16 protein-coding genes are annotated in these 16,621 nt (G+C 36.9%); 4 read left to right on the forward strand and 12 right to left on the reverse strand.

Annotated features, from left to right (window positions below):
- Positions 1–396, forward strand: a 396-nt coding sequence (locus tag ACEN4L_RS11605) for an Hsp33 family molecular chaperone HslO (protein ID WP_407097480.1), incomplete at its 5' end; no start/stop codon positions are given.
- Positions 380–1,102 (forward strand): MerR family transcriptional regulator, encoded by a 723-nt coding sequence (locus ACEN4L_RS11610; protein WP_407097479.1) that lies wholly within the window; start codon positions 380–382, stop codon positions 1,100–1,102. The genes ACEN4L_RS11605 and ACEN4L_RS11610, both read left to right, overlap by 17 nt.
- A gap of 306 nt (positions 1,103–1,408) precedes the next feature.
- Here the strand turns inward: ACEN4L_RS11610 and ACEN4L_RS11615 are convergent, their stop codons facing one another.
- A complete protein-coding gene (locus ACEN4L_RS11615) occupies positions 1,409–2,026 on the reverse strand; it encodes a CadD family cadmium resistance transporter (RefSeq protein ID WP_407097478.1) in 618 nt (205 codons plus the stop codon).
- 16 nt (positions 2,027–2,042) lie between these two features.
- On the reverse strand, positions 2,043–2,405 hold the full coding sequence (locus tag ACEN4L_RS11620; protein ID WP_407097477.1) for an ArsR/SmtB family transcription factor: 363 nt from the start codon (positions 2,403–2,405) through the stop codon (positions 2,043–2,045).
- A gap of 203 nt (positions 2,406–2,608) precedes the next feature.
- On the opposite strand from ACEN4L_RS11620, the gene ACEN4L_RS11625 reads away from it, so the two are divergent.
- Together ACEN4L_RS11625 and ACEN4L_RS11630 are read left to right on the forward strand one after the other, a co-directional pair.
- Positions 2,609–2,932: a type II toxin-antitoxin system Phd/YefM family antitoxin gene (locus tag ACEN4L_RS11625; RefSeq protein ID WP_407097476.1), complete on the forward strand. Its 324-nt coding sequence runs from the start codon at positions 2,609–2,611 to the stop codon at positions 2,930–2,932.
- 245 nt (positions 2,933–3,177) lie between these two features.
- On the forward strand, positions 3,178–3,681 hold the full coding sequence (locus tag ACEN4L_RS11630; RefSeq protein WP_407097475.1) for a DinB family protein: 504 nt from the start codon (positions 3,178–3,180) through the stop codon (positions 3,679–3,681).
- Between the two features lie 676 nt (positions 3,682–4,357).
- Here the strand turns inward: ACEN4L_RS11630 and ACEN4L_RS11635 are convergent.
- From ACEN4L_RS11635 to ACEN4L_RS11680, 10 genes are all read right to left on the reverse strand, one after another.
- On the reverse strand, positions 4,358–5,584 hold the full coding sequence (locus ACEN4L_RS11635) for a M20 family metallopeptidase (protein ID WP_407097474.1): 1,227 nt from the start codon (positions 5,582–5,584) through the stop codon (positions 4,358–4,360).
- 28 nt (positions 5,585–5,612) lie between these two features.
- Entirely contained in the window at positions 5,613–6,584 is a 972-nt protein-coding gene (locus ACEN4L_RS11640) for an ATP-binding cassette domain-containing protein (RefSeq protein ID WP_407097473.1), read from the reverse strand.
- Complete coding sequence (locus ACEN4L_RS11645; protein WP_407097472.1) at positions 6,581–7,636, reverse strand: ABC transporter ATP-binding protein; 1,056 nt, start codon at positions 7,634–7,636, stop codon at positions 6,581–6,583. The genes ACEN4L_RS11640 and ACEN4L_RS11645 overlap by 4 nt, the downstream gene beginning before the upstream one ends.
- Before the next feature lie 24 nt (positions 7,637–7,660).
- Positions 7,661–9,043 (reverse strand): M20/M25/M40 family metallo-hydrolase, encoded by a 1,383-nt coding sequence (locus ACEN4L_RS11650; protein ID WP_407097471.1) that lies wholly within the window; start codon positions 9,041–9,043, stop codon positions 7,661–7,663.
- Between the two features lie 23 nt (positions 9,044–9,066).
- Complete coding sequence (locus ACEN4L_RS11655; protein WP_407097470.1) at positions 9,067–10,671, reverse strand: ABC transporter substrate-binding protein; 1,605 nt, start codon at positions 10,669–10,671, stop codon at positions 9,067–9,069.
- 17 nt (positions 10,672–10,688) lie between these two features.
- Positions 10,689–11,618: an oligopeptide ABC transporter permease gene (gene opp4C, locus ACEN4L_RS11660; protein WP_407102559.1), complete on the reverse strand. Its 930-nt coding sequence runs from the start codon at positions 11,616–11,618 to the stop codon at positions 10,689–10,691.
- Positions 11,619–11,632: 14 nt separating this feature from the next.
- Positions 11,633–12,589 carry an ABC transporter permease gene (locus ACEN4L_RS11665; RefSeq protein ID WP_407097468.1) on the reverse strand — a complete coding sequence of 319 codons (957 nt, stop codon included), beginning with the start codon at positions 12,587–12,589 and terminating at the stop codon, positions 11,633–11,635.
- A gap of 629 nt (positions 12,590–13,218) precedes the next feature.
- Positions 13,219–13,665: a DUF4385 domain-containing protein gene (locus ACEN4L_RS11670; protein ID WP_407097467.1), complete on the reverse strand. Its 447-nt coding sequence runs from the start codon at positions 13,663–13,665 to the stop codon at positions 13,219–13,221.
- A 741-nt stretch (positions 13,666–14,406) separates the two neighbouring features.
- The gene (locus tag ACEN4L_RS11675; protein WP_407097466.1) at positions 14,407–14,724 is read right to left on the reverse strand and encodes a hypothetical protein; all 318 of its coding nucleotides are present in this window, start codon (positions 14,722–14,724) and stop codon (positions 14,407–14,409) included.
- Between the two features lie 4 nt (positions 14,725–14,728).
- Positions 14,729–16,606: a DEAD/DEAH box helicase gene (locus ACEN4L_RS11680; RefSeq protein WP_407097465.1), complete on the reverse strand. Its 1,878-nt coding sequence runs from the start codon at positions 16,604–16,606 to the stop codon at positions 14,729–14,731.
- Positions 16,607–16,621: the final 15 nt, after the last annotated feature.

Raw genomic sequence — 16,621 nt, forward strand, 5'->3', positions numbered from 1 at the left:
CAAAGCGAACAGATTGATACTGCGTTTTACACTCATTCTTTTAAAGGACATTGGATAGGATATATGGTTCAAGCATTACCTGGTGCAGACGTTGGAGAAGTTGAAAAGATTATAAGTAATCTAAAATCCTCTCACTCAGAAGGTCATTGGCAACAGTTTGAAGCAGATTGGCTATTCCTTACAAATTTCTTTTTCACTACAGAATGTTATTGTACAAAAGAAATGTATGGACAACTTTTATTGTCTTGGTCACACACTGACTTAATAGAGTCAATTGAAAATAGGCGTTCAGAAGAAATGGTTTGTACAAGTTGTGGGAAAAAATATCACTATACTCCAGAGGAATTATCGTTATTACTAGGAAGGGGCAGTATAACTCATGAAAGAAACATTTAGAATTGGAGAATTATCAGAAATGACTGGAGCTTCAATACGCACACTCCATTATTACGATGAAATAGGACTTTTAAAACCGTACAATATTACAGAATCCAATCATCGTATTTATGATATCAATAACTTAGAGCAACTCTATATTATTTTAGGTTTAAAAGAATTAGGATATTCATTAGATGAAATTAAAACAATTATTCTGAAAGATACAATTTATCTTTCAGAGTACGTATATGTACAACGTGCTTTATTAGAAAAGGAAATCTCTTCGCAACAAAAGAAACTAGATAAACTGTTAAATTTTGAAAAGACATTAGCAGAATATACCGCTATTGACTCTACTCTACTTGCAGAATTACTTACCTTTTATCGTACCAATGCACAGTCTCATTTTACGATTCAAGAATTTAATTCAATGCGAGCTTTAGTAACAGAAAAAGATAGTTGGAAAGAACATTATTCTGAATGGTCTAAATTTATAACTACTTTAGAAGAAGCCTATAAAGAACAATTTCCTTCTACCCATCCTAAAGTAATTTATTGTAAGACATATTGGGAACAATTAATATCAATGACTGATAAAGAATTACCAAATGTATACGAAAAGACAGGTTACTTTCATGCTGAAGAATCGTCTAAAGATCTTTCATTCGGTTTAAGAAAAGAGTTATATGTATATTTAATAAGACAAATGAACGAGAATATCTGAATGAACGTCAAAAAGATGCTGGGACAAAAGGTCTCTCAGAAAAATACACTCCCACTACTGAACAAAACTATGAACTATTTTGTTCAGTAGTGGGAGAGTATTTTTCTATATTTCTATCAAAACAAACGAAAGTGGGTCTATTTTTTTTACAAAAGAACCTTATCAAATCAATTTTTTGGATACATGACTTTATGTAATTTCATGTATCTCATTATACTATTTGGATAATGCGCCAATAGGTTAATACAAAAAAAGACAACGATTAAAACTCGTTGTCTTTTTTTGTACTAACAATCAAACTGTTTATTAATTAAATAAACTTAATAAAGTTTGAATTGTACCATTTTCGATCAATATATAAATCCCTAAACCAATAAATACAATAGGAACAATGATTCGTTCATATTTTTCTAAGGTTTCGGAAACAAAAGAAATCTTGGCTAATTTGTAACTGATAGAGCAAAGAACCGCAACTGAGATGGCAAATACAATTAAAGCAATGATAATTTCTGAAACAGCTAACGAGGTAAAGTACGGAATATAAATCCCTAAATTATCGCCACCAGAAGCAATTGTTATTAAGGAAACTGTCCAAAATAAGCGGTTCGTTCCTCTTGATTCAAGCTTTTCAACGACTTCCTCTTCTTCCTCCTCTTCTTCGCCGACCAAGGCCACTCTGATTCCTAAGAAAATTGGAATTAGACCAAGAAGCCCAATAATCCAATCTTGCGGAATGAAATTCAGCACATATGCAGCAAACAAACTTACAGCTACCAAAATGCCTGTTCCAAGATATTGACCCCAAAAAATGTGACGAATACCTTTTTGTGTGTGACTTTGGGAAAAGATAATAAGCAAGATAAACAAATAATCAATGCTGGTAGAAATGTAAACAGCGATAGCTGAAAAAATACTTTGTAACAAAATAACTTCCTCCAAACTAAGATTTCATAGATAGATTTTCTGATAACTTTAAAAAAACACGAATAGCGGAAAGAATGTCTTCATTCGCTAAAGAGTAATAAACTACTTTTCCTTCTTGACGTGATTTTGCCATCCCATGTTTTTTTAAAAAACGTAAATGGTGTGACGTTGTAGCAACGCTAGCAGTAAGTATTTCTGCTAAATCACAGACACACATTTCCTTATAGGTTTCTAAAGCATAGAAAATTTTAATTCTAGAAGAATCGCTGAAACATTTACCTAACACAAGTAAATTTGAAAAATCTTTTTGATCCAATTTATTTTTTATTACAGTTACTTTTTCTTTATGTACGATAGTCACTTGGCAAACGTTTTCCATTCATCTCACCTCACATTCAAACGATTATTTGAATGAAGTATACCTATTTGATCACTCTTTTGTCAATCTACCTTAATTCCAATACACTATTATAAGCATTTTCATGTATTGAAAAATATAAAAAAAGACCTTTATTAAGACTTTAATTAAGGTCTTTTTTGGGTTGCGATAATTTGCACAATTAAAAAAGTGAGGTGCTTCGTATGTTGAAAATGTTAGATGTAAAAACAAAATCGATCACAGAAGCTAAAAAAGACTTTTCAAAAATTATAAAAGACACAAGTAAAACAGGAGAACCAATCTTTATTTTTAACCATAATAAACCTGAAGCTGTTATTCTCAGTGATGCCGTGTATGAAAAATTAGTGAAAGATTACAACGAACTGGAAAACAAACTATTTTATAGTCAATTAAATAATCGAGTAACATCCGAATCAGGCGAACTCATTTCAGCTACTGAAGTGATCGAATCAAATCAAGAGTGTAACCCATTTGCTGCTTTATCCGCTAAGGATCTATTTGATTAATGGCAAAGATGTTTTTTTGGAAAGATGCAGAAAAAGACTATAAAAAATTAGACAGCATGTTAAAACGTTGCCCTAAAATCTCAACTAAATTAACTTTACATAAAGAAGTGAGGAACACTTCAATTGAGAACTGCTTTTGCCCTTTAGATTATTTGATAATAGAGAAAAATTCACTTTTTGCTTTCTCGCATTTTAATTAACAAATCTTTTGGTTGGTGGTAAAATCACTTCAAGGAGTGATAGAGATGACAACTATACAAGTGGAACTATTAGATCGTGTTCAAGAACGTTTTGAAGAAACTTTGGACAAAATGACGGTAGAAGAGGCCAATAAAATGCCACATCCTTTACTTAAATCAGTAACTTGGCTCTTTTGGCATACTGCTCGTGAACTTGATATGCAGATTTCTGATCTAAAAGGCGAAGAAGCAATGTACACAAGTAATGGGTGGAATAAACATTTTGATTTGCCACTCCCAGATGATACGCCCGAATACAAACATACATTAGAGGAAGCTGAACAAGTCACCGTTTCTGACAAAAATCTCTTAAGTGATTATTTAGATGTCAGTATCAAATTAGCAAAGGATTATCTAGATAATTTAAATGAAGACACTTTAGATAAAATTGTTGATGAAAATTGGTCCCCACCAGTAACTCATCAAGCTCGACTTGTTTCTATTATTGACGATGCCGTTATGCATTCAGGACAAGCCGTTTATACACGTCGTTTGGTGATTAATAAATAATAGAAAGTGCGATTAATTAACTTTCTTGCTTAATTACAGATTATTCGTTGCATGGCTCTTTAGATCAATGGAATAAACTGAAAAATAAAAAAATGGAACTTCGTGTTATTTTTAGAGAAGTACAAGGTAAACTTGAAGTAATCCAAGTTGTTGTTATTGGAAAAAGAGATAAAGAAACCGTCTATAAAATCGCTGAAAATCGTATGAATTCACTAAACCAGAGCCCTAACACTATAATAAAAAGTGTTAGGGCTCTGGTTTTACAATGCATGACTTCATGTATTAAAATATTTTTTGTCTGATTAAACAATATGAAGATAAAAAAAGAAGACATTCTACCTTAAGTCGATTTTCCGGAATATAACGAATTTACTCAAGACTATTTATGGTCAGTTACAGTAAAGCACAATGAACAACCAGACATTATTTTTTCTATCTCCAAATCAGATACAATCAAGTCGTTTCAACTGATAGACGATATCTCATAAACGATTTAGACAAATCTATTGTTATAGGTTCTCGTTCTTTTGAAAGAGACAATATAGATTTTATTGCTTTTGAAGATCGAACTTACGATTTTTATGAAAAATAATCGATTTATAGGTTTTAAGTCTTTTTATAGGCTGTTTACCTAGGTTTAGACACACAAAACCAAGTCGTTATTCTATTTACTCTCTCAATCAGTTGAGCCGTTCACCAAATAATCCTCCGCAATGGCTAAGAAGGCTTTTCCTGCTCGAAGCATCGCCACTTCATCAATATTGAAACGCTTGTGATGATGCGGATAAGTAGCTTCTACTTCAGGATTACCTCCTCCAACATTGAAAAAGGTTCCCGGTCTGACTTTTGAAAAGTAGCCAAAGTCTTCGCCTCCCATGGATGCTTCGCGCTCAACCACTTCAGTCTCGCCAAATTTTTCTTTCATAATACTCACGAATCTGGCCGTTTCCTTAGGATGATTGTAGACTGCATCATATCCTCTTGTATACGTCAGTTCACTAGTTCCATGGTACATTTCGGCAATATTCTTGGCCATGAGCCCCATTTCCTGTTGAATGGTATCTCTCGCTTCATCCTGATAAGTACGAACAGTCCCTCTAATCATAGCTGAATCGGCAATAATATTATTGGCTTCTCCTCCCGCAAGTACCGTTGACACCGTTACGACAGCAGGATGAAGTGGATTAATGGCACGACTCACGAGCGTTTGTAAAGCTTCAACGATTTTCACAGCAATGATCACTGAGTCTACCGTATCTTGCGGATGAGCTCCATGACCACCTTTTCCTTGAATTTGAATATTAAAGAAGTCTGCCGCTGCCATGGCATAGCCATTCATGTAGCCAATTTTCCCAGCATCAAGTAATGATTGCACATGTTGGCCAAAGACATAATCTACCCCTTCCAAAGCACCCGCTTCAACCATACTCTTAGCTCCGCCTGGAAGAACTTCTTCTGCATTTTGATGGATTAACACGACATTTCCATTTAATTCTTCGGTGTGATTAACCAGCACTTTTGCAACACTCAATAAGGTAGCCGTATGTGAATCATGTCCACAAGCATGCATGATTCCTGGATTTTGTGATTTGTAGTCCACTGTATTTTCTTCTTGAATGCGTAACGCATCAAAATCAGCCCGAAAAGCAATCGTTGGCCCTGGATTGGCGCCTTCAATTTTAGCTACGATTCCATACCCATTCCCTACACCTTCTTGAATATCCGTAATTCCAAAGGATTTTAATTGCTCCACAATATAAGCTGCCGTTTCTTTTTCTTCAAAAGATGGCTCTGGATATTGGTGTAAATGGCGTCTTACAGCCACTGTCTCCGGATAATTGGTTTCCAATTCTTTCTCCCAAATAGCGTAGCTTGTTTTAGCTGTATCAACTGACTGTTCCATAAAATTCCCACTTTCTATTCTTAATAAGTTAGATGACTACTTTTCTTCGATTCGCTTGTTTATATTTTTCCTTGAGAAAAGAGATTTCGCTTCTTTTGCAATAAACAAAATGCTCAGGAGCAATTTCGTATAAGCCGGCATCCGTATCGTCTTTATATTGGTGGAACGCCTTCTGGTACCCTATTCTAGTACTACTGCGTTCTTGAATTGGATCCGGTACCGGAACAGCTGACAAAAGTGATTCAGTATACGGGTGTAATGGAATACTATACAACTCATCAGCTGGAGCTACTTCCAATAAGCGCCCATCATTCATTACTCCGATACGATCACTAATATATTTCACCATGGACAAGTCATGAGCAATAAATAGGTACGTTAACTTTTTTTCTTTTTTTAATTTCTTCAATAGATTGACGATCTGCGCTTGGATTGATACATCTAAGGCTGAAATGGCCTCATCCGCAATAATAAATGTGGGGTCAACAGCTAGTGCACGTGCAATACCGACGCGTTGACATTGTCCTCCCGAAAATTCTCTAGGGTAACGAGTAGCATATTCTGGGCTAAGTCCGACCAATTCCAACAATTCATAGACTTTTTCTCTTTTTTCTTGTTCATTTTTGACTAACCCATGCACCTTCAAACTACCACCTATGATTTCCATCACTGTTTTTCGAGGGTTCAAAGAAGCGTACGGGTCTTGAAAGATCATTTGCACATTTTTGCGAAATTGTTTTAACTCGTTTTTCTTTTTCAAAGAATCTATGGGATGTCCCTCAAAATGAATGTTTCCTGATGTGGCATCTTGTAGCCTGGAAATCAATTTTCCTGTCGTTGATTTACCAGATCCCGATTCACCGACTAGACCGAATGTTTCGCCTTCATAAATATAGAAAGACAAGTCATTAACTGCTCGAACTTCAGAGGGCTTGCATGCATTAAAAAATTGATTCAGATGCTTAATGTCGAGTATTTTTTTTGTTTTCTCCTTTGTCATCCATGTGCCCTCCTCTCGTAATTGTTCTCAACTATTTCTCGACGCCAAATAATTTCTGCTGGTGGAGATACTTTGGGAGCATCGGGATGCAGTAACCAAGTCGCTGCATGATGAGTCTTGGATACAGCAAACACTTGCGGTTCCTGGTAAAAATCAATTTCCAAAGCGTACGCATTCCTTTGGGCAAAAGCATCCCCGATTGGAGGATGAAGCATATTGGGAGGCGTTCCAGGAATCGAATACAAGTCATTACTCACATTTTTCAAGGTTGGCATGGAAGCTAATAATCCCCATGTATAGGGGTGCTGAGAATTGTAAAAAATTTCATCTACTTGTCCCCATTCCACTATCTTACCGGCATACATTACTGCTACCCGGTCTGCCATATTTGCTACAACACCTAAGTCATGCGTGATAAAAATAATCGACGTGTTGACTTTATCTTTCAGTTCATTCATCAATTCTAAAATTTGAGCCTGAATAGTTACATCCAATGCAGTAGTAGGTTCATCAGCGATCAGAATCTTAGGCTTGCAGGCTAAAGCAATGGCAATCATCACCCGCTGTCTCATTCCACCTGAAAATTGATGTGGGTAATGATGCACACGCTTTTCGGCGTCTTTGATGCCTACCATTTCCAACAGTTCTTTTGCTTGTTCCAAAGCTTCAACAGAACTGCTGTTCTGATGTTGGATGATCGACTCTGCAATTTGTTTACCCACTGACATGGTAGGATTCAATGAAGTCATCGGATCTTGAAAAATGGTCGCAATTTCTTTTCCGCGAACTTGTTGCATCTCTGTATCACTCAACTTTAACAAGTCTTGCCCTCGATACAGAATCTCACCGCTTTTGATCATCGTTGTTTTTTTTCCCAACAACCCTAGAATAGCCTGAGTAGAAACGGATTTCCCCGATCCGGATTCTCCAACGATTGCTAATGTTTCTCCATCGTATAAATCGAAATTCACTCCTCTGACAGCGTGCATCTCTCCAGCAGCTGTCTGGAAAGAGATTTCCAAATTTCTCACTTCCAATAATTTCTTTCGCATCGCTCCACCTCTTTTCTCAAGTTTTTACGCGGCACCGAATTCTTTCATCAATTCCACCATATGCGCAATATTCTGATAAAAATCATTCAAACGGATGTTTTCATTTGGCGCATGCGCCCCTGAATTTGCCCAACCTGCTCCAACTCCCGCCACCGGCAGATGCAAATATTTTTCGAACAACTCACTGGGACCTGTACCTGCCATGCTAGGCGAGACTAAGACCGGATTGTCCGCTCCATAGATTTTCTCTGCTGTTGAAACGACCGTTGCAATAAAAGGGTCATCAATTGATGTGCGTTGTGCTCCTTCAGCTGCAATCATCGTTACAGAAATATCTTGATAACCGTGAGTTTCTAAATGATGACATATGCAATTATAAATGTGTTCTGGTTCTTGACCAGGTACTAAACGACAATCCAATTTGGCTTTGGCCGTTTTAGGGAGAACGGTTTTGATGCCATGACCCGTATACCCGCTGTTAAATCCACAAATAGTCATCGTAGGATAAAAAGCCAATGCTTCCGTTGGACTGATGTCAGTTCCTTCAGTGATGAATTTCCCTGTCACTCCATACTGTTCTTTCACTTCAGCTGGATCAAAGGGTTGTGCTGCTGCAGCTTCTTTATCTTGTTTGGATAATGCCGATATGCCATCATAAAAACCTTCTACTACAATTTCATTGTGCTCATTTTTCATGGATTCCAACGCATGGACCAAACGCCAAGCAGGATTGTCAATAATTGCCGCCATAGAAGAATGGATATCAATGGCGGCGGTAGTCACTTCTAAATCAAAGTATGCGATACCTTTCATTCCTGCACTCACAACATAATTTTCGTATTTATCTTTTGAACCTGCTTCCCAAATGCACGCATCTGCTTGAAAGAGCTCTGCGTATTTTTCTATATAAGGTCCCAAATGAGGGCTTCCAATCTCTTCTTCCCCTTCTAATAAAAATTTCACATTACAAGATAAGTCACCTGTTTCGTGCAAGATCGATAAAGCATTTAGTCGTGCCATAAAATTGGCTTTATTGTCTGAAACTCCTCGTGCATAGAGTAGGCCATCTTTTACAGTAGGCTCGAAAGGTTCTGTGTACCATTCTTCTAAAGGTTCTGGTGGCTGCACATCGTAATGGTTGTAGAACAATAGCGTACGCTCACTATTCCCATTGGGAGATGCGGGGAAAAATCCGTAAATCACTGGGTGTCCACCTAAATCATCAAATACCTGGACTTCCCCACCAGTTCGTTCAATCAATCCTTTTACATACGCAACAGTTTCAGGAATTTGTCGGTGTTGCGTGGAAACCGATTCGATGCGCAAGTAATCGTAAAATTCTGTTTCCCGTTGTGAAGCCATTTCTTTAGCTTTTTCGATCGTTCCTATTACTTGTGATTGTTTCATTCTTATCTGCTCCTTTTGTCTGATTAGTTTAGTGTCCAGTCTTGAATGTCGTACAGTGAACCGCCCCAATATTCTTTGATGCCGCCGGTTAACGACTCATTCTGGATCACAATGTCGCTTTGGGAATAAAGCGGCAGAATCGGTGCTTGTTCTTGTAAGACGACTTGCAACTCATTGTAAATTTCTTTTCGTTTCGTGCTGTCGGTTTCAGAATTTCCTTGTTCCAATAGGTTGTCGATTTCTTCATTCTGGATAGATGGATAGTTAGAGCTGCCTGCTGAACCAAAATAAGTGGTCATGTCTGGATCAACGGGGACAGCAATTCCACCTAAATAAAGGTCATACTCTCCAGCTCTTGCTTTTTCAAGAGTAGTCGGGAAATCATAGGTAATTTGTTCCACAATAAATCCAACAGCTTCCAAATCTTGTTCGATCAAATTAGCTGACTGCTCGCGGACTTTATTTCCAGTTGGAACCATGATCTCAATTGGTTCGTTCATGTCATAATCGGATTGAGCAATGTACTCTTCTGCTTTGTCTGGATCATAGGCAATTGGGGCTAAATCTTCATTCATATATGGACTTGCGGAAGTGTAAGGTCCATTTGTGACTTCTCCATTACCTTGCAGCAAATTATCGACAATCGTATCTCGATTCACGGCATATGACATCGCCAAACGAATATTCTGGTCAAATTTGTCGGTATTGAAATAGATAAATTGATTGGTCCAAGCTGGTTGTGTAGTAACTGCCAGTCCTTCAACATTTTCTACTGTCTCAATGTCTGAAATAGAGATCTCTCCAATTCCACCACTTGAATTCATCGTTACACCACCTGTTTGCAGCTCAGTGGTCAAGTTCGTTCCGGTCATCACGCGAATGAAGATAGACGGGATATTTGGAGTACCACGGTAATACGTGTCATTAGCAGCTAGTTCAAGATAAGAATCTTGGACATATTCCTTAAATTGATACGGACCACTAGTGACTGTTGGGGAAGCAAAAGCTTCAGAGCCTTCCAATTCATTGACGGGAATACTTTCCAAGACATGTTTTGGCTGCACGAAAATGTTCGTTCCGATCATTTCTTTGACATAATTTGGATCCATAGGAGATTTTGTTTTAAAGGTCACCGTCTGGTCATCTACAACAACCAGATTTGGGATCTCATGGCCATTTTCTAATTTACCCGAACTATCCACTCCTTCTAATGAAGACAAGTACAATCCTGTCGTTTGGACTTCTGGATTGGCAAACAAATTAAAGGTAAAGACCACATCATCTGCTGTAATCGGTGTACCGTCTGTCCATGCAGCCTCTGGATTCAGTTTGATCGTATAGGTTTGATTGTCTGTAGTTTCGAATGATTCTGCTAATTTAGGTTCAAATTCTAACGGATTTGTCATTTCCAATAAGGTATCAAAGTAGAATCGCTGCACCCATCTGGTGGATACACTGCTCGCATTGATCGGGCTAAGATTTCCCATCCCATTTGTTACCCCGATATACAACGCCTCTTTGTCTGTTTCTGAATTAGCAGAGCTTGTTTCTTCTGCAGTAGTGTTGCCACAGGCAGCCAGTATCAATATGACTGCAGCTGCTATAAAACTAACTATTTTTCGATTCATACTTGTTTCCCCCATTTTTAAGTAATTGTCCCGTCAAAGGCATCACGCAAGCCGTCACCAATAAAGTTGATTGAGAGGACTGCGAGTAAAATCAAAAATCCAGCTGGCATCCATAACCAAGGCTGACTCGATAAAACCGTTAAGGACTGAGCTTGAGATAAGATATTTCCCCAACTTGCAATGGGTGGCTGGATCCCCATCCCTAAGAAGCTGAGTGAAGATTCGGTCAGTATCGCACTGGCAATTCCAAATGTAGCATTCACAAAAATACCGGAGAGCACATTTGGTAAAATCTCTCGAAATAGGATATAAGGTGTCGAATGCCCTACCGAAATTGCGGCTTGGATGTATTCACTATTTTTGATCGCTAACACATTCCCACGCACTAAGCGGCAAAGACTTGTCCAGTTCAGACAACCCAACACTACCGTAATCGTACCTACTCCAGGGCCAATGATACTGACGAGTACTAAGATCACCATGAATGTTGGAAAAGATTGAAAAATTTCTGTTGTCCGCATGACTACCTCATCGATCCAACCGCCAAAATAACCGGCAATCAGTCCTAAAGTCGTTCCAATAATGGTATACAACGCTACTGAGCTGATTCCGACAAATAAGGACATTCGAGAACCGTAAATGAGACGGCTGAATACATCTCTTCCAACTTCATCCGTTCCTAGCCAATAATCCATACTGGGTTTTGCTTCGAAATCTGGTGTAATCAACGTCGGGTCATATTGTGCGATTACCGGTGCAAAAACAGCTGTCAAAATCAATATCAGAAAAACCATCGAACCAATAAGGGCTGGTTTATGTTTGATAAATCGATTGAATACGACCTTGCTGTTGCTTTCATGCTTTTGTGTACCAAAAGGCTGCTTTTCAACACCTGATACGTCGCCATTTGGATAAACCAGTTTAAAATCTGTATTTGCTGAAGCCATGCTTTTCCTCCTCACTAATCTTTACTGAATCGAATTCTTGGATCTGCTAAAGCATACAAGATGTCCATCAACATATTAGCTGCCAGCACTGTAACAGCGGAAAGTAATGTAATAGCCATCAAAACAGTGTAGTCTCGTGATTGGATGGAAGAAATCGTTAATGCTCCAAGTCCAGGCCACTGGAAGATTTGCTCCGTGACAATGGCCCCTCCAATCAACATCGGGATATCGGTTCCAATGATCGTAATGATGGGAACAAATGCATTTCGGATACCGTGTTTAAAAATAATCTGACGCGGTTTTAATCCTTTGGCTTTAGCGGTCCGTAAATAATTCTCATCAAAAATATCGATCATGCTTGAGCGAACATAACGAATCATATTGGCCGATATCGTAGTGGCGATAACGATAACTGGCAGCACCATGTGCCGAGCTCGTTCTACAAATCCTCCATCTGATCCCAACATTTGCATGCCCCCAGTAGGCAACCATTTTAATTGGACGGCGAACACATAAATGAGAAATAACCCTAAGAAAAAGTTGGGAATAGAAATCCCTAAAAATGAGGTGCCCGTAATGAAGTAATCGACCCATGACTTCTGCTTTACGGCACTATAGATTCCTAAAGGTATCGCCACCAGATAAGCCGTTAAGAGCGAAACTCCCATTAGCAACACCGTTGGTCCGATTCTTTCTAAAAGGATATTGGCTACCGGCTGCCGAGTCGCAAAAGATATTCCTAAATCTCCACGAAGTAGATTCTTCACCCAATTGGCATACCGAATCAACAACGGCTTATTCAACCCTAAACTTTCACGAACCTGATTGATTTGTGCTTCTGTTGCATCTTGTCCCACATATAAGGTTGCGGGATCACCTGGTGAAAGATTGATAATCATGTAAGACAGAAAAGTGATAAAGAACAATACAATAAATCCAATCATAAAACGTTTTAGTAAATACTTTTTCATCCGACACCTCCGAAAGTTAGTTAGTCACCTTTATTCTTAGCTGCGTTACATAACCCGTATAGTTCCTCCTCTCTTAAAAAATAAAAAGCCCTTCGCAATGAAGGGCTTAAATCTCGTTAAGCCCTCGTAAAACGCAAATGAGGACTCAACTAATTGAATAGTTAGAATCCTGGGCTAAATCAATAAAATTAATAAGACAGTATGAGTGTTACATGTTGGGCACACAGATTCATTTTTTTGCTGCATCATTCGTAACACTCCTTGTCTTTTATTAAAGTAAACCTACTTTAACCGTATTAAATGAGAAAGTCAACCAATAAAACTAATCTAACTCACATTTTTATATCCGTGTTTTAATAGTTATCGCTTTCATTAGTAAGGAACCAATCTTTCTTTTGCATCAAACAGTTGCTTGTTTTTTAGAAGAAAATATAATGTATAACGAAATTTAGGAGAGAATGAACGGACAGAATTTTTTTTAGGTAGAGGTGTGCATCGAACATTTAATACATAAAATGTATTTTTATTCTACAGAAAAGGCCCTGAAAACAATTATTTGCTGAACCTTTTACTTATATAAGCTAAAAAATTCTACTCTTTCTCTATTTTTCTGAATGATTCCTGCGTTTTCAGCCATATTTTTTCTGATGTTTTTTCTTCATCTGGAGATAATCCGCATCTTCTCTGACGGTTTTCCATTTCTCCTCAAATATTGCAGCTGACTCTGCTTTTTCTTCGTCAATCGTTCTTTCTTTTATTTCGCCATCTTCATTGTATTTCCTTCCACCTTTATAATTTGCGTAACGCCTTGATCGTGTATATCCCATCTGAAGAAATTTTCTGGCCATGTCCATTCCAACAAAATCCTCAGCTTTTTTATAATCTAAGTACATCTGGTAAATTTTTTCAGACGATTCTTTAGCGAGTTTGGGAGTCTTAAACCGCCACTGCGGAAGTATCTCGCTCTTGTAAGGCTCTACCAGCAGCACACCTTGCTCTCCTCTTCCCACTCTATACAATTCTGGCTGCTCGCGAAAGTTTATATGATCGAAGTCAAGATCGTAGTCGAAAACCATTTTCATCACCTCTTGAATTTTTTACTGCCTCTGATTAAAGGTTTCATCATAGCAAACATTACTCTACTTGTTCATTCTAATCAATTAACTTGTCTATTCGTTTAGAAACGGAGACAATAAAATGCAAGTATCTTCTATTCATTTGAACTGGATTTAGATTATTTAATCAGAATCAAATAAAAAAAAGACAGGTCTATCAAAAGTTTAAAACTTTTGATAGACCTGTCTTTTTTCGTGTTATGCCGGCTGCAGGATTTGAACCTGTGACCCCCGCGTTACGAGTGCGATGCTCTATTTTATGAGGTCTTCAAGTGAAGTCAAAGGACATCAAAAGTTTGATTTAAAAGGATTTTGTTTTTAATTGCCACTTGTTCACTTCAAGGAACTTTCAAAATAGTTGGTGAAAAGTTGGCAAAATTTTAACTCAGACGGGTCAGCGAGAATAGGCTTTAATTTTCATAGTCTAGTAACTCTAAAGTAAGATATAACTTTTACATTATAAGAGTTGATTATTCAAATTATGAATCAATCTCTCAGATTTCCGGTTCACCCTATTCATCTCTTGAAGTTCTGGTGCCGCTCTTCTTTGTATCATTTCTATTCAAAGACATATACCTCATATTTAAAAATATAAATAAACTTAAAAATCACACATTTTTTTATTAACTACGATATAAAAAAGACTCAAAATCAATTTTAATTTTGAGTCAAATAAACATTTATTCTAAAAAATATATAATGCTATGCAAGTTTTCTTTTATATTGACCATAATTCTTACGTAACAATTCATTCAATTCTTTTTCGCGATTAAAAATTTCCATTTCTTCCGACTGATAAACGATGATTGCTTTTTGCAATTTATCTTTTGTATCAAACTCATAACGGTAGTGTACTTCTTCGTTCTCTTCTACAGAAACCATTTCACAAATCAATGTATTCTCTATTTTATAGTATTTAACTTCTTTATAATTATCTAACTTGATATTACTTAATAAGTTAGAAGGCGTTAAAATAGATAGATTTGTTAGTTCATAGACTTTTTCTATATAACTAGACATAGTATTATTCTCCTTCAAAAAAACCTTTTAGATATTCTGCCTGCTGCTCTAACAGCTCTCCAGCTCTTTCATAATCATCATTGCTCCACTCTTCTCGTTTACGACCAATTTCATTTTTCAAAAATGTATTGAAGTAAGTCGCAAGCATGCCGCCGTTGTCTTTTATTCTTTTGGGAATCCAAGAATATTTACGATCAGAAAAAATAGGTAAATTTACTAACTCAGTTCCTTTAATATCAACTTTTGCCTCCATTAATATTTCCGGGACAATCACTTGACGAATATTGGTATCCGTCGACTTTTTACGCCTTTTTAAGATAACATCTGGACGTTTTAATTCATTTGAATCAGAATCTGTTTCATTTATTATATCAGATGCCTGGCTCTCAGGTATACTTAAAAGTTCAGCTAATTGAATAATCTTAGCTTTTCGTTCGTCTTGATCTTGTTGAGCTTTTGCAATATAGTCTGTCTCCATATAAATAGAGTGGCTCAAAATACCTTCTCCCGACTCCAGTGCTTTGCCAAATTCGACTTCAATTATTTGAGCATTTTCATTACCGGAATTATTGATAGGAGAATCTGGAATTTCTAAGTCGGTAAGTTCTGTTATAAAGTCGCTTTCTTGAATTTGAGACTTATAGTATTCCCATAATTCATCTAAAAATAATAACTCATGAGCTACAACGCTACCTACATTATCAGAAGCATTCTCTACCTCGTTCTTAGGTATCGCTCTTAGTATTCTCCCTATAAATTGTTCATAAGGCAACGGACTTCTAAATGCTCTAAAAATAGCAGCTACAGAAAGATATTTATGATCATATCCTTCCCCCATCATAGACACATTCACAACGACATCAACTCTATGATTTTCAATGTCCGAAAAGGCTAATTCTTTTTCTTTAGGATTCATTTCATTATGGATAGCAATTGCTCGCACACCTTCTACAGTATACATATCTGCGATTTTTTGTGCTTCTTTAATATTGGTTGCTGCTGCGATGATTTTATGAGGCACTTTTGTACCTATTCTTTTCTCTTTTAAAATTTCGAGACTTTTCTTCACAACACTTGATTTACACTCATCTGAAAAAACAACCGTTCTCGTTATCCAATCGTCATCTTTCAATCCCATAGCTACTATTTCTTCATATGTATATTGTTTATCTGGATTTTCGTCCATAATGAAATATAACTTTTCAGGTATATAATTGAACTTTTCAAGGGATTTCACATACCCTTTACTCATTGCTTGACTTAATTTATATTTGTAAATCAACTCACCAACTAAAGCCTTTTTATCTGATCTATAAGCTGTAGCTGTAAGCTTTATGACCTTTGCTTTCGAGAAGTGCTGTAAATTTTCAATCCAAGTTTTTGCTTCTGAATGATGGGCTTCGTCAATAATAATCATGTCGAAGAAGTCTGAATCATATTGGTTTAAAAGTGCCATCTCATTTCTACTTTGTAGTTTTTGAATATTTGCAATAACTATATCTGCCTGTTCCAAGTGCTCTTTCCTAGTATCTTTTCCTTCGTACTTTACTACTGTCGGCAAGTTATTCGGATTTTTTATTACTTCGGCATCCGTCCAAAAATTCTGAGAGCTACCACTGTCTAACCCTTTTTCCAATGTATCTAATATAGTCAATTGAGGAGCAATAACCAAAACTCTTCCTTTTGAAATGTTGTATGGCAAAATTGAAATCAGACCTGTTTTCCCACTACCAGTAGGTAAAACTACTATAGCATGTTGTTTTGTCTTTTTTTTACTTACAAAATGATCATATACCTCAACATAAGCTTCAATTTGAGGTTCTCTCAAATTATCATTTTGGATTATATTTGTTTTTGTCTCTAGAAAATAGTTTACATTCAAAGAAAGCACACTCCA

The organism is Desemzia sp. FAM 23988 (assembly GCF_045528365.1).
Lineage (GTDB): Bacteria > Bacillota > Bacilli > Lactobacillales > Carnobacteriaceae > Desemzia.

What these genes read in the sequence shown, in the direction of transcription:
- ACEN4L_RS11665 (WP_407097468.1), bottom strand. Translation starts at nt 12,589, where the DNA reads ATGAAAAAGTATTTACTAAAACGTTTTATGATTGGATTTATTGTATTG.
- ACEN4L_RS11650 (WP_407097471.1), bottom strand. Translation starts at nt 9,043, where the DNA reads ATGAAACAATCACAAGTAATAGGAACGATCGAAAAAGCTAAAGAAATG.
- ACEN4L_RS11630 (WP_407097475.1), top strand. Translation starts at nt 3,178, where the DNA reads ATGACAACTATACAAGTGGAACTATTAGATCGTGTTCAAGAACGTTTT.
- opp4C (WP_407102559.1), bottom strand. Translation starts at nt 11,618, where the DNA reads ATGGCTTCAGCAAATACAGATTTTAAACTGGTTTATCCAAATGGCGAC.
- ACEN4L_RS11625 (WP_407097476.1), top strand. Translation starts at nt 2,609, where the DNA reads ATGTTGAAAATGTTAGATGTAAAAACAAAATCGATCACAGAAGCTAAA.
- ACEN4L_RS11620 (WP_407097477.1), bottom strand. Translation starts at nt 2,405, where the DNA reads ATGGAAAACGTTTGCCAAGTGACTATCGTACATAAAGAAAAAGTAACT.
- ACEN4L_RS11635 (WP_407097474.1), bottom strand. Translation starts at nt 5,584, where the DNA reads ATGGAACAGTCAGTTGATACAGCTAAAACAAGCTACGCTATTTGGGAG.
- ACEN4L_RS11670 (WP_407097467.1), bottom strand. Translation starts at nt 13,665, where the DNA reads ATGGTTTTCGACTACGATCTTGACTTCGATCATATAAACTTTCGCGAG.
- ACEN4L_RS11655 (WP_407097470.1), bottom strand. Translation starts at nt 10,671, where the DNA reads ATGAATCGAAAAATAGTTAGTTTTATAGCAGCTGCAGTCATATTGATA.
- ACEN4L_RS11675 (WP_407097466.1), bottom strand. Translation starts at nt 14,724, where the DNA reads ATGTCTAGTTATATAGAAAAAGTCTATGAACTAACAAATCTATCTATT.
- ACEN4L_RS11610 (WP_407097479.1), top strand. Translation starts at nt 380, where the DNA reads ATGAAAGAAACATTTAGAATTGGAGAATTATCAGAAATGACTGGAGCT.
- ACEN4L_RS11640 (WP_407097473.1), bottom strand. Translation starts at nt 6,584, where the DNA reads ATGACAAAGGAGAAAACAAAAAAAATACTCGACATTAAGCATCTGAAT.
- ACEN4L_RS11645 (WP_407097472.1), bottom strand. Translation starts at nt 7,636, where the DNA reads ATGCGAAAGAAATTATTGGAAGTGAGAAATTTGGAAATCTCTTTCCAG.